The sequence below is a fragment of the Lacticaseibacillus kribbianus genome (genome assembly GCF_020180945.1).
Taxonomy (GTDB): domain Bacteria; phylum Bacillota; class Bacilli; order Lactobacillales; family Lactobacillaceae; genus Lacticaseibacillus; species Lacticaseibacillus kribbianus.
Window position 1 is genome coordinate 817,693 of record NZ_JAIPUL010000001.1, and the last position, 12,785, is coordinate 830,477.

The following is a 12,785-nucleotide window of genomic DNA, read 5'->3' on the forward strand; positions in this document are numbered from 1 at the left end:
GGTCTTTACGGCGGTGACTCATCAATGGTAAAATGTGTTCATTAGCGAACTTCTGTTTAACATTTGACACGAAAGCAGGGATTTCATGGACAGACGCGTCATCAAGACCCGGCGGGCGATCGAGAACGCCTACGTCGCACTGCGACGCTCCGCGCCCGCCGACGCCATCACGGTTGCCGCCGTCGCCGACCTGGCGGACATCGGCCGCGGTACCTTCTACCTTCATTACAAGGACCTGTCGGCGCTTGAGGCCAGCATCGTGGACCAGGTGGTCGACACGCTGGTCAAGCAGTTCACGCCTGCAAGCATTCAGCCCATCGGCGGCAGCTACCAGAACTGGCTTGCGACCTGCTTGACCTACTTGTCGGCCCAGCAGTCGATCCTCAACCTGGTCCAGGACAGCGCGAACGAAAGCGCCGTGACCCGCCGCATCAAGGCGACTTTGATCGACAGCCTGAATACGGCGTGGGCGCTGAACCCGCTGGACGCGGCTCAGGCCTTGGCCCTGAACTACCTGGTCTCCGGGACGGTGGGGCTGGTCGCCGACTGGCTGGGCGGCGGCCTGGCCGCCGATCAGGCGCAAGTGATTGCCGAGCTGGACGCCAGGCTTCAGGCCTTCACTGCAACCAAAGGAGCAAGCGCATGACGGACATTCGCTTGATTGCCTCGGACATGGACCAGACCCTTTTGAAGAGCGACAAGCAGCTGCCGGCGGGGACCTTTGACCGAATCCGCGCGCTGGCCGCCGCCGGCATTGAGTTCGTCGCCGACAGCGGCCGTGCCGTGTACACGCTGGAGGCGATGTTCGCCCCGGTGCTCGACGCGATGACCCTGGTGGCGGAAAACGGCGCGGTGATCAAGCGCCACGGCGAGTTGCTTGCGACCAACCTGATGCGCCCGGCCGACTATCACGAGGTCGTGCGGGCGACCCAGGCGCGCCAGCTCGGGGTGCCCCTGATCTGCACGCTGGACAGCACACTTTTTGCTGAGGCGGACCGCGGCGTCCAGCAGGAGATGTCGCACTTCATCGCCACGATGGGCTTCATCCCCGACCTGCTGGCCCTGACGGAGGATGTGCCCAAGGCGACCGTGTACTTTGCGGCCGGCGACGCCTACACCCAGGCGGATGCGTTCTACCGCCCGCACTTCGGCGACCGGCTGGCGGTGACCGTCGGCGGCCCGACGTTTATCGACCTGATGGCGCCGAACGTCAACAAGGGGCGCGCCCTTCGGCAGCTCGGGGCGAAGCTTGGCATCGCGCCCGCGGCGATGATGGCCTTCGGCGACACCGACAACGACATCGAGATGATGCAGACCGTGGGCTACGGGGTGCGGATGGCCAACGCCACGCCGAACATGGCGGCCCACACCAACTACCGCACCGCCAGCAACGACGAGGCCGGGGTGCTTCGAGGCATCGACCTCGTGCTGGCCGGTCAGCTGCCGGCGCAGGGCTAAGCGCACCAACTAAATAGGCGTCTGCCTCCGAATTAACGGCGGCAGACGCCTATTGTCATTCAATCGTTGCTGATCGCGTGTTGCGCCGGCGGGGTCAGCAGGTCCTTGAGGTAGTCCTCGGCCTCGGCAAGCGTGGCCTCGTGCTGGTCCAGAAAAATCCACTCGAGAATCAGCAGCACCGTGTTGCTGTAGTGCTTGGCGACCAGCGCCACCGGGGTCACCGTGTCCTGCAGGCGCAGCCGGGTGACAATCAGGTCCTCGACGACGCCGGCGAAGTGGTGCAGGAAGTTCGCCACCAGCTGGCTGTCCAGCGGATTTTGCGCGACGATGGCCAACAGCAGCGGCTGGTGGGCGGCGAACACGCGATAGGTCTGGGCGAACAGCTCCAGCAGCGCGCCTTCCTGCGGGTGTTCCTGGAGGTCCGTCAGGTGAATCTCCTTGCTGAGGCAGTACCAGCAGTAGCCAATCAGGTCGTACTTGTCATCGAAGTAATTGTAAAAGGTCGCCCGGGGATAGTCGGCCAGCTGGCAGAGCTCGTTGACCGTGATCTTCTCGAAGGGCTTTTGCGCCAGCAGGCCGAACATCGCGTCGCTGAACGCGCGCTGGGTGCGGACGATGCCGCGCGGCTGCTTGTGGGTCGGGTCGTACTTCATGAAATCGCCTTCCTTTTGGACAATGCCTGGCCATGTGTCTAATCCTGGTCGTCACTCCGAGCACTGTCACTTGTTTCCTCACCGCGTCCACCTTATCATCGAACTTGTCTTTTGACAACCGTCCAATGTTAGATGGTTAACGCTCGAGAAGGAATGTGATTGCAGTGAAAAAGTTTCGTCAAAATCAGTGGCCGGCCCTGATCGCCTGGCTCCTCATCGTGGTCGTGGCCGTGGTCACGCTGCCCAACGTCTCGGCGCTGGTGCGCCAAAACGGCGCGGTCACCCTGCCGGCCAGCGCGCAGAGCAGCGTCGCCGACCGCATCTCAAAGACCGCCAACGGCAACAAGAACGTACGCGCCTACACCGCCGTTTTCAGCAACGGCAACCGCAAGCTGACCGCGGCGCAAAGCGCCCGCATTGCGGCCGCCCTGGCCGCGCTGCACAGCCAAAAGCACCTGACCGTGCAGTCGGTGCTCGCGCCAAGCGCCAACGCCCAGACCAAAAAGAAGCTGATTGCGGCGGACCGCACCACCCAGCTGGCGCAGATCACGGTCAAGAAGACCGGCACGGTCAAGCCACAGGTCGAGGCCCTGACGCACCAGCTGAAGGTGGCCGGGGTCAAGACGTACGTGACCGGGGTCGACGCTCTGAACGACGATTTCTCCACCGTCACCGAGCGCGGTATTCAAAAAACCGAGGTGATCGCGATTGTCTTCATCTTCGTGGTTCTGATCCTGGTGTTCCGCTCGCCGATCGTGCCGGTAATCTCGCTGTTGAACGTCGGGGTGGCCTTCATCACCAGCCTGAGCATCGTGATGAACCTCGCGCAGTACACCGGGTTCCCGATCTCCAACTTCACCCAGGTCTTTTTGGTGGTGGTGCTGTTCGGCATCGGCACCGACTACAACATCCTGCTGTACGACTACTTCAAGGGCGAGCTGGCGGCGGGGCGGTCGGCGTACGACGCAATGCGGGCTACTAGGCGCCACGGCGGCCGCACGGTCCTGTACTCCGGCGTCTCGGTTCTGATTGGCTTTTCTGTGCTGTGGCTGGCGAAGTTTTCCTTCTACCAAAGCGCGTCGGCCGTGGCCATCGGTGTCCTGGTGCTGCTGCCGGTGCTGCTGACGTTGAACATGTTCTTCATGGCAACGCTTGGCCCGCGCCTGTTTTGGCCGAGTAAGGTCGCCGGCGGCAGCACCAGCTCGCGGCTGTGGCACGGCCTGTCTAAGGCCGCGCTGGCAAGGCCGGCGGTGATTCTCGCGGCGGTGTTCGCGCTGGCCGTACCATTCGCCGCGACGTTTGGCGCCGAGGAGAACTTCAACAGCGCAGACGAGCTGCCGAGCAGCTACCCGAGCAAGGCCGGTTACGTGGTGATTCAACAGCACTTCTCCAAGGGCATGACCGCCCCGGCCACGATTTACATCCAAAGCAAGTCGCGGCTGGACACGCCGGCGAAGCTTGCGGCCATCGACGCGCTGACCCAGTACCTGCAAAAAGAGCCGGGGGTCAAAACCGTGGCGAGTGTCACCGAGCCCGGCGGCACCAAGATCGACGCGATGTACCTGAGGTCGCAGCTGGCCACCATCACCCAGGGGCTTGCGGCCTCGCAGAAGGGGTTGGCACAGATCAAGGCCGGCCTGAGCGGCGCAACCGATCAGCTGGGCGCCGCAGACGTGTCCGGCAGCATTAAGCAGGTCCAGTCCCTCGCGGCCGGCACCCAGCAACTGGCCAGCGGGGCCGAGACCCTGAACGCGGGGCTTAGCACGTACGCCGCCGGGGTGCAAAGCGCCAACGCCGCAACCGGGCAGCTGGCTGCCGGCGCGACCCAGACCGCAGGCGGTGCCAATCAGGTTGCCTCAGGCGCCAAGACGGCGGCCACTGGGGCCGGGCAAACCGCGACGGGCAGCAGCCAGGCCGCGGCGGGGGCTAAAGCGGCGGCAACCGGTGCGGCCAGCGTCGCGGCCAACAGCGCCAAGCTGGCGGAAGGCGCCAAGACTGCGGCGAGCGGCGCTGACGCCCTGAACGCCGGCGTGACCACGCTGACCCAGCAGCTGCCGGCCCTCACCACCGGGCTGACCCAGCTTCAGACCGGCACGGGGACCATCAGCGCCGGCATGCAGACCCTTCAATCGAAGGTGGATCAGCTGGTGACGCTCGCCGATTCGATGTCGTCGATGATGCCGCTGATCACGGCGGCGACCAAGGGGCAGCTGTCCGCCGACAGCATCGCCGCACTGCAGACGGCGGTTGGACAGCTGACCACGGGGACCCAGACCATGAACGACCAGGTGACCGCCTTCACGAAGACGTTGCCGACGCTCACCGGCAAGGTCACCCAGCTGACCGCCGGCACCCAGCAGCTCGCTTCCGGCACGCAGGCGCTGGCCAACGGCGCCGATCAGCTGGCCAGCGGGGCAACACAGCTGGCTTCGGCCAACGCCCAGCTTGCCGCCGCCGACGACAAGATTGCCTCGGCCAACACGGTGCTGGCCGGCGGCCTCAACCAGGTGGCCGGCGGGGCCACCAAGGTCGCTTCGGCCAACACTCAGCTCGCGCAGGGCGCAGGCAAACTTCAGGCCGGCACCCAAAAGCTTGCCGGCAGCAGCGCTGCGCTGACCACGGGCGCACAGTCCTTGGCCACCGGCAACGCCCATGCCAACGCCGGGGTGCAGCAGATGACGTCCAAACTGTCCGGCCTGGTTGACCAGGTCGACCAGCTCCAGGACGGCCTGAAAACCGCGACCAAGGGCCTGGGCACGCTGCAAACCGGCAACCAGGCGATGCGTCAGTACCTGGGCGGCCTGCGGCGGTCCTACATCGGGGATGCCTTTTACCTCCCGCAGGCCAGCATCGCGGCCAAGGCGTTCCAGCCGTCGCTTGCCGCCTACATGGCCGACGGGCGCAAGATCACCACGCTGACCGTGGTGTTCAAGGGCGACCCGAACTCAAGCACCACCGACCGTCAGTTCACCACGCTGAAGCGGGATCTGGCGGCCCAGCTCAGGCACGGCCGGCTTGCGGGCGCCACGGTTGCCATCGGCGGTCAGACCGCGCAGGATCACGACCTGCGCCAGCTGGCCAACGGCGACTTCACCCGCACCGCGACCATCATGGTGATCGGCATCGGCCTGGCGCTGATTGTCGTCACTCAGTCGCTGTTGCAGCCGCTGACCATCATCGGCACGCTGCTTGCGGCCTACGTCAGCGCGATGGGGCTGACCCGGCTGGTTTCCGCTCATCTGCTGGGGCGGGCGATGCTGACCTGGAACACGCCGTTCTTCACGTTCATCATGCTGATGGCGCTTGGGGTCGACTACAGCATCTTCCTGATGATTCGCTACAAGGATGACGCGGTCGAGCCCGACCTCAAGGCGCGGATGCAAAAGGCCGCGACCGCAATCGGGGCCGTGGTGGTCTCAGCCGCCATCATCCTGGCCGGCACCTTTGCGGCCCTGATGCCAAGCGGCGTCACCACGCTGATCCAGGTGGCGTTGGGCGTGATTTTCGGTCTGGCCATCCTGGTGATTATTCTGCCGCTGACCCTGTCGGCCTTGATCAGCCTGACCGACTGGCACGAGCGGCGCGAGCACGCAGGCACCACGCACTGACCACAAAAAGTCGCCGAACACGGCGGCTTTTCTGGTATCATGGCCAAAGAGGGGGGAGAAGATGACAACAATTGCAGTGTTTTGCGGCGCGGCCTCGGGCAACGATCCCGCGCACACCGCGGCGGCGGCCGCACTGGGCAAGTGGCTGGCGGCCCGGAATTGGACCATGGTGTACGGCGGCGGCGGCCTGGGCCTGATGGGCACAGCGGCTAGGGCGGCGCTTGACGCCGGCGGGCAGGTGCGCGGCATCATGCCCGAGAACCTGTACGCGCGCGGGGCCAGCCTCGCCAACCTGGCGGACCTCACCGTGGTGCCCGACATGTCGGTGCGCAAGCAGCAGATGCTTGCGCAGGCCGACGGGTGCATCACGCTGCCCGGCGGCGTCGGGACCCTGGAGGAAATCAGCCAGGCCTTCTCGTGGGCGCGCATCGGCGACTTCGCCGGCCCCTGCGTCTTCTACGATGTTGGCGGCTTCTGGCGGCACCTGGCCGCGATGTTCGACGACATGGTGGCTGCGGGCTTTTTGACGGCGGCGGACCGCGCCAAGCTGTTGTTTTCAGATGACCTGGAGGAAATCGGCGCCTTCATGGTGTCCTACACGCCCCCGGCGATCCGGCAGTACCCAAAGCGTGGGTGATCGGCTTGTCAAGCCGGCGACTTGTGCTATACTGGACTTAATTAAATCGGTGCTGAGAAAAAGGGTGCCTGACAAGCGGCGTTCAGCGAGCAAGGGGGAGTGCAAGCCTTGCCGCCGCGCAGGTCACCGGCGTTTTCGAGCCAGCAAGCAAGAGCAGGGCTTCGGTCCTGAAGTAGGGTGGAACCGCGTGGAAGCGTCCCTATGTCGTTTTTGGCATAGTGGCGCTTTTTTGCTGCCCACCCGCCTGCCGGCAACCGATTCCCAAAAGGAGAAAACCATGACAGAGAAAATGAGCGTCCAAAAGATGATCCAGACGCTGCAGAACTTCTGGGCCGACAAGGGCTGCATGCTGATGCAGTCCTACGACACGGAAAAAGGTGCCGGGACCATGAGCCCGTACACCTTCCTGCGCGCGATCGGCCCCGAGCCTTGGGCCGCGGCCTACGTTGAGCCGTCCCGTCGCCCGGCCGACGGGCGCTACGGGGAAAACCCCAACCGCCTGTACCAACACCACCAGTTTCAGGTGGTGATGAAGCCAAGTCCCAAGGAGATTCAGACCTACTACCTGGACTCCCTGCGCGCTTTGGGCATCGAGCCCCTGGAGCACGACATCCGCTTCGTCGAGGACAACTGGGAGAACCCGTCGATGGGCTGTGCCGGTGTCGGTTGGGAGGTCTGGCTGGATGGCATGGAGGTCACCCAGTTCACCTACTTCCAGGTGGTCGGCGGCCTCGAGGTGTCGCCGGTGACCTCAGAGATCACGTACGGGGTGGAGCGCCTCGCGTCCTACATTCAGGACGTCAACAACGTCTTTGACCTCGAATGGGGCGACGGCGTGCTTTACGGCGACATCTTCAAGGAGCCCGAGTACGAGCACAGTAAGTACAGCTTCGAGGAAAGCGACCAGGCGATGCTTTTGAGCTTTTTTGACGCCTACGAGAAGGAGGCCTGGCGCCTGATGGACCTCGGTCTGGTGCACCCGGCCTACGATTACATCCTCAAGTGCAGCCACACGTTCAACCTGCTGGATGCGCGCGGCGTCGTGTCGGTGACGGAGCGGGCCGGCTACATGAACCGCATCCGCAAGATGGCGCACAAGGTAGCGCGCGCGTTCGTCTCCGAGCGTGAGAAGCTCGGCTTCCCGCTTTTGAAGCACCAACAGGAGGTAAAATAATGGCTCACAACTACTTATTAGAAATCGGGCTGGAGGACATGCCGGCCCACGTGGTCACACCAAGCCTCGACCAGTTCGCGACCAAGGCGGCCAAGTTCCTGAAGGAGAACCACCTCGACTTCGCCGGGATCGAGAAGTTCGCGACGCCGCGGCGCCTGGCCATTTTGATCACCGGCCTGGCCGACAAGCAGGAAGACGTTGAGGTCGATGCCAAGGGCCCGGCGCGTAAAATCGCGCAGGATGCCGAGGGCAACTGGAGCAAGGCGGCCATCGGCTTCACCCGCGGCCAGGGGATGACCGTCGACGACATCACGTTCCGCGAGGTCAAGGGCGTCGAGTACGTCTACCTTCACAAGTCGATTGTCGGCAAGCCGGCGGCGGAGCTGCTGCCGGGCCTGATCGACGTCGTGAAATCGCTGACCTTCCCGACGCGCATGAAGTGGGGCCAAAACGACTTCGAGTACATCCGCCCGATTCACTGGCTGGTGTCCCTGCTTGACACGCAGGTGGTGCCGATGCAGCTTTTGGACATCACCGCCGGCCGCCGCACGGAGGGCCACCGCTTCCTCGGTGAGGCCGTCGACCTGGCCGACGCGACGGATTACGTGGCGGCGCTTGAGGCGCAGAAGGTGATCGTCACCCCGGCCGCGCGCAAGGCCAAGATTGCCGCGCAGATCGACGCGATCGCCAAGGCCACCGCCTGGACCATCGACCTGGACGCCGACCTTCTGGAAGAGGTCAACAACCTGGTCGAGTGGCCGACCGCATTTGCCGGCCGCTTCGATGAGAAGTACCTGGCGATTCCGGAGGCGGTCTTGATCACCTCCATGAAGGACAATCAGCGCTACTTCTACGCGCGCGATGCGCAGGGCCACATGGTCAACGCGTTCATCGGCGTGCGCAACGGCAATTCGGACTACCTGGACAACGTGATCGCCGGCAACGTCAAGGTGCTGACCGCGCGGCTTGAGGACGCGGCGTTCTTTTACGCCGAGGACCAAAAGAAGACGATTGCGGACTTCGTGGCGCGGCTTGACACCGTCAGCTTCCACGACAAGATCGGCTCCATGGCGGCCAAGATGGCGCGGGTCAAGACCATCGCCGGGGTGCTCGCCGATCAGGTCAGCCTGCCGGAGGCCGACAAGGCGCACCTGCTCCGCGCGGCCGAGATCTACAAGTTCGACCTTGTCTCCGCCATGGTCGGCGAGTTCGCCGAGCTGCAGGGCGTGATGGGGCAGGAGTACGCGCGCTTGGCCGGCGAGGACCCGGCCGTCGCCCTGGCAATCAAGGAGCACTACCAGCCGATTTCCGCGGAGGGCGAGCTGCCAACCAGCACCGTCGGCACGCTGTTGGCCATCGCCGACAAGCTGGACTCTCTGATGAGCTTCTTTGCGGTTGACCTGATTCCAAGCGGCTCCAACGACCCGTACGCGCTGCGGCGGCAGGCGTTCGGCATCGTCCGGATGCTGGCGGCGCACCACCTGGCCTTCGACGTCGCGGCGGAACAGCAGGCCGTGGCCGTCGCCCTTCAGGCGGCCGACCAGGTCGGCACGCTCGACTACCTCAAGAACGCCAAGGCCCTGACCGACTTCATGCGCGACCGCGTCGCCCAGTACCTGTCCGGGCAGGCGATTCGCCACGACATTCTGGACGCGGTGGCCGGCAGCGCCACGGTCGATGTGGCGGGGATGATTGACGCCGCCGCCATCCTGACCAAGCACCAGGACGACGCCGACTTCAAGGCCGTCATGGAGGCGCTGGGTCGCGTCGTGCGCATCGCCGACAAGCAGCCGGCCCACGTCGCCATCGACTCCGCCTTGTTCGAAAACAGCACCGAAAAGGCGCTCCACGACGCGATCAGCGCGGCCAAGGCAGGCTACGGCGAGCAGCCGAGCGAGTCTGACTACCAGGCCCTGCGCGCGCTGACCCCGGCGATCACGGATTACTTCACCGAGACGATGATCATGGCCGACAATCCGGCCGTGCGCGCCAACCGCCTGTCCGAGCTGACCGGCCTGGCCGCGATGATTCACCAGTTCGGGGACGTGACGGCGGTCATCGTCAAGTAGCCCGTTTGACAGTGTGAGAAAAACGCGTATACTATACGTTGTGTCAGTGTGCGGTAAATCAGCAATCGAAAGTCGCATTTCCCACGGAAGTGCGACTTTTTACCGCTAACGCGCGATTCGACCAGACGGGAGGTGAGCACATGGTCATGATTCCCAACGAGACGATCGACTTGGTCCGCAACACGGTCAACATCGCCGACTACATCGGTCAGTTCGTCAGCCTGCACAAGCAGGGCCAAAACCTGTTCGGCATCTGTCCGTTCGTGCCGGAAAACACCCCGAGCTTCACCGTCAACGAGAGCAAGCAGATCTTCCAGTGCTTCAGTTGCGGGCGCGGCGGTAACGTCTTCAAGTTCGCCATGGATCACGAGCACCTGAGCTTCCCGGAAGCGGTGGCCAAGGTCGCCGACTTCGCCCATGTCCCGCTGGGCGTCACCATCGAAAGCCCGCGCCGTCAGGAAAGTGCGGCCGTGACGCGCCAAAAGGAGATTCTCAAGCTGGTCACCACGCTGTGCCAGCACGTTTTGATGGGCACGCAGGGCGGCGAGGCCGCCTTGGCCTACGCCACGGGGCGCGGCCTCACCACCGAGACGCTCGAGCACTTCGCGGTGGGCTACCTGCCCAAGGACCGCACGCTGCTCAAGAAGTTTCTGGACAGCCACGACGTCTCGTACGCGGAGCAGCGCGCCTCAGGCCTTTTCGTGGAGGATCAGGAGGGCCATCTGTACGACCGCTTCGTCGACCGGCTGATGTTTCCGCTGCGCGACGTGTACGGCGATGTCATCGGCTTCTCCGGCCGGTTGCTGAACAAGGCCGAGGGCACGGCTAAGTACCTGAACAGCCCCGAGACCACGCTTTTCAACAAGCGGGACGTGCTGTTCAACCTCGACAACGCGCAAAACGAGTTCAAGCCAAACGGCGGCGCCGTCCTGTTCGAGGGCTTCATGGACGTAATCTCCGCCTACCAGGCCGGGGTCACAACCGGCATCGCCTCGATGGGCACCAGCCTGACCACCGAGCAGGTCGAGATCATCGCCCACCACACCAAGCGGCTGACCATCTGCTACGACGGCGACGCACCGGGTCAAAACGCCGCGGCGCGCGCCCTCAGCCTGGTGGCCGGACACCCGCGCCTCGACGTCGAGGTCTGCGTGCTGCCGGAGGGGTTGGACCCCGACGATTACATCCAAAAGTACGGGGCGGAGGCGTTTCAAAAACAGGTCGGCCACACCGTCACGCCGATTGGCTTCAAGCTGACCTTCCTGGCGCGCGACCGCGATCTGACGGCGGACGCCGACAAGCTGGCCTACATCGACGCGGCGCTGCGCGAGGTGGCGACGGAGTCCGACCCGGTGGCGCGGGCGGTGTACCTCGAGCAGCTCGGCGGCCTCACCGGGGTGCCGACAAGCGCCCTGGAGCAGTCCCTGGCCAGCCTTCCGGCGGCGCGCCCGGCGGCCAACCCCGCCCCGGCCAGCGCCTTTGAAGACTTCGGGCCACCGCCGCCCGAGGAAGAGCCCGCGGCGGGCGGTCCTGAGCCGGCCGTGGCGCAAGCTGCGCACTTCAGCAAGTACGAGAAGGCGCAGCGGCGGCTTTTGCAGATGGCCTGGGCCGATCCCGACCTGGCGCGCCGCCTGCACACGCAGGACTTCCAGTTCCCGACGCCGCCGTACCAGGCGCTGTTCGACGCCTGGCTGACCTACGCGCACGGGACCGACGAGCCGACCGTGGCGGGCTTCATCGACCAGGTCGATACGCCGCTGGTGCCGGTGGTCACGGGCATCGATTTCAATCCGGTGCCGCAGGGCCCGGACACGGTGGCAGACGAGCTGATCGACCAGATCGCCGCCGGCCGCCGCGTGGCCGACCTGCAGGCGCTCAAGCAGCGTCTGAACCAGGCCCAGACCCTGGGCGACGTCGCGCTGACGCGCCAGCTGACAAGAGAGTATTTCAACCTAAAAAAATCCGTGTGACATTTGAACCCCATGGCGCGCACCTGCGCCGGTTAAGGAGGAACTTTAATGGCTGAAGAGACGACCAATAAGAAGTACGAAACCGCAGTAAAGCAACTCATCAAGGACTACAAGACCAAAAAAGCGATCACCAACGCGGAGCTGGTGACCCAGATCGTCAAGCCATTCGCCCTGAAGAGTGAAGCCGTCGATGAACTGATGCAAAACCTGGAGGACAGCGGCATCTCCGTGGTCGATGCCAACGGCGACCCATCCGAGCGCTCCCTCAAAAAGGAGAAGAACGTCTCCAAAAAAGAACTGTCCGACATGTCCGCCCCAAGCGGCGTGAAGATCAACGATCCGGTGCGCATGTACCTCAAGGAGATCGGCCGCGTCTCGCTTTTGACCGCCGACGAGGAGGTCGCCCTGGCGCTCAAGATCGAGCAGGGCGACGCGGAGGCCAAGCAGCGTCTGGCCGAGGCCAACCTGCGCCTGGTGGTGTCCATCGCCAAGCGCTACGTCGGCCGCGGCATGCAGTTTTTGGACCTGATCCAGGAAGGGAACATGGGCCTGATGAAGGCGGTCGAGAAGTTCGACTACCGCAAGGGCTTCAAGTTCTCGACCTACGCGACCTGGTGGATTCGCCAGGCCATCACCCGCGCGATTGCCGACCAGGCCCGCACCATCCGCATTCCGGTGCACATGGTCGAGACCATCAACAAGCTGATCCGCATCCAGCGCCAGCTGCTGCAGGACCTCGGGCGCGAACCAACGCCGGAGGAGATCGGCGCCGAGATGGACATGCCGACCGACAAGGTGCGCGAAATCCTGAAGATCGCCCAAGAGCCGGTGTCGCTTGAGACCCCGATCGGGGAAGAGGACGACAGCCACCTGGGCGACTTCATCGAGGACCAGGACGCGACCAGCCCCGAGGACCACGCGAGCTACGAGCTGCTCAAGGAGCAGCTGGAGTCGGTGCTTGACACCCTGACGGACCGCGAGGAGAACGTCTTGCGCCTGCGCTTCGGGCTGGACGACGGCCGCACCCGTACCCTCGAAGAGGTCGGCAAGGTCTTCGGCGTCACCCGCGAGCGCATCCGTCAGATCGAGGCCAAGGCGCTGCGCAAGCTGCGCCACCCGAGCCGCTCCAAGCAGCTCAAGGACTTCCTGGAATAGCATCGCAAAAAGGCGCCTGGCTTTGGCGCCTTTTTTGGAACGGGCTCGACCGCTCGTGTAC

Annotated in this window: 9 protein-coding genes; 8 read left to right on the forward strand and 1 reads right to left on the reverse strand. The window is 64.4% G+C overall.

Features of this window, described 5'->3' with window-relative positions; genetic code table 11:
- The first annotated feature begins 85 nt into the window (after nucleotides 1–85).
- Together LE416_RS03900 and LE416_RS03905 are read left to right on the forward strand one after the other, a co-directional pair.
- Complete coding sequence (locus tag LE416_RS03900; protein WP_225047176.1) at nucleotides 86–646, forward strand: TetR/AcrR family transcriptional regulator; 561 nt, start codon at nucleotides 86–88, stop codon at nucleotides 644–646.
- A complete protein-coding gene (locus tag LE416_RS03905) occupies nucleotides 643–1,458 on the forward strand; it encodes an HAD family hydrolase (protein WP_225047177.1) in 816 nt (271 codons plus the stop codon). Before LE416_RS03900 ends, LE416_RS03905 begins: the two co-directional genes overlap by 4 nt.
- Before the next feature lie 59 nt (nucleotides 1,459–1,517).
- On the opposite strand, the gene LE416_RS03910 is transcribed toward LE416_RS03905, so the two are convergent.
- The gene (locus tag LE416_RS03910; protein WP_225047178.1) at nucleotides 1,518–2,111 is read right to left on the reverse strand and encodes a TetR/AcrR family transcriptional regulator; all 594 of its coding nucleotides are present in this window, start codon (nucleotides 2,109–2,111) and stop codon (nucleotides 1,518–1,520) included.
- Between the two features lie 164 nt (nucleotides 2,112–2,275).
- Between LE416_RS03910 and LE416_RS03915 the strand changes: the two genes are divergently transcribed.
- The 6 genes from LE416_RS03915 (at nucleotide 2,276) to rpoD (ending at nucleotide 12,724) form a co-directional block, all read left to right on the forward strand.
- The gene (locus LE416_RS03915; RefSeq protein ID WP_225047179.1) at nucleotides 2,276–5,719 is read left to right on the forward strand and encodes an MMPL family transporter; all 3,444 of its coding nucleotides are present in this window, start codon (nucleotides 2,276–2,278) and stop codon (nucleotides 5,717–5,719) included.
- A 61-nt stretch (nucleotides 5,720–5,780) separates the two neighbouring features.
- Nucleotides 5,781–6,356 carry an LOG family protein gene (locus LE416_RS03920; RefSeq protein WP_225047180.1) on the forward strand — a complete coding sequence of 192 codons (576 nt, stop codon included), beginning with the start codon at nucleotides 5,781–5,783 and terminating at the stop codon, nucleotides 6,354–6,356.
- 277 nt (nucleotides 6,357–6,633) lie between these two features.
- Complete coding sequence (gene glyQ / locus LE416_RS03925; protein WP_225047181.1) at nucleotides 6,634–7,530, forward strand: glycine--tRNA ligase subunit alpha; 897 nt, start codon at nucleotides 6,634–6,636, stop codon at nucleotides 7,528–7,530.
- A complete protein-coding gene (glyS, locus tag LE416_RS03930) occupies nucleotides 7,530–9,599 on the forward strand; it encodes a glycine--tRNA ligase subunit beta (RefSeq protein ID WP_225047182.1) in 2,070 nt (689 codons plus the stop codon). Before glyQ ends, glyS begins: the two co-directional genes overlap by 1 nt.
- A gap of 140 nt (nucleotides 9,600–9,739) precedes the next feature.
- Entirely contained in the window at nucleotides 9,740–11,569 is a 1,830-nt protein-coding gene (gene dnaG / locus LE416_RS03935; RefSeq protein WP_225047183.1) for a DNA primase, read from the forward strand.
- A 48-nt stretch (nucleotides 11,570–11,617) separates the two neighbouring features.
- A complete protein-coding gene (gene rpoD / locus LE416_RS03940; RefSeq protein WP_225047184.1) occupies nucleotides 11,618–12,724 on the forward strand; it encodes an RNA polymerase sigma factor RpoD in 1,107 nt (368 codons plus the stop codon).
- Nucleotides 12,725–12,785: the final 61 nt, after the last annotated feature.

Coding starts and splice junctions, on each gene's coding strand:
- LE416_RS03905 (WP_225047177.1), top strand. CDS start 643: ATGACGGACATTCGCTTGATTGCCTCGGACATGGACCAGACCCTTTTG.
- LE416_RS03900 (WP_225047176.1), top strand. CDS start 86: ATGGACAGACGCGTCATCAAGACCCGGCGGGCGATCGAGAACGCCTAC.
- LE416_RS03920 (WP_225047180.1), top strand. CDS start 5,781: ATGACAACAATTGCAGTGTTTTGCGGCGCGGCCTCGGGCAACGATCCC.
- rpoD (WP_225047184.1), top strand. CDS start 11,618: ATGGCTGAAGAGACGACCAATAAGAAGTACGAAACCGCAGTAAAGCAA.
- glyQ (WP_225047181.1), top strand. CDS start 6,634: ATGACAGAGAAAATGAGCGTCCAAAAGATGATCCAGACGCTGCAGAAC.
- LE416_RS03910 (WP_225047178.1), bottom strand. CDS start 2,111: ATGAAGTACGACCCGACCCACAAGCAGCCGCGCGGCATCGTCCGCACC.
- glyS (WP_225047182.1), top strand. CDS start 7,530: ATGGCTCACAACTACTTATTAGAAATCGGGCTGGAGGACATGCCGGCC.
- dnaG (WP_225047183.1), top strand. CDS start 9,740: ATGGTCATGATTCCCAACGAGACGATCGACTTGGTCCGCAACACGGTC.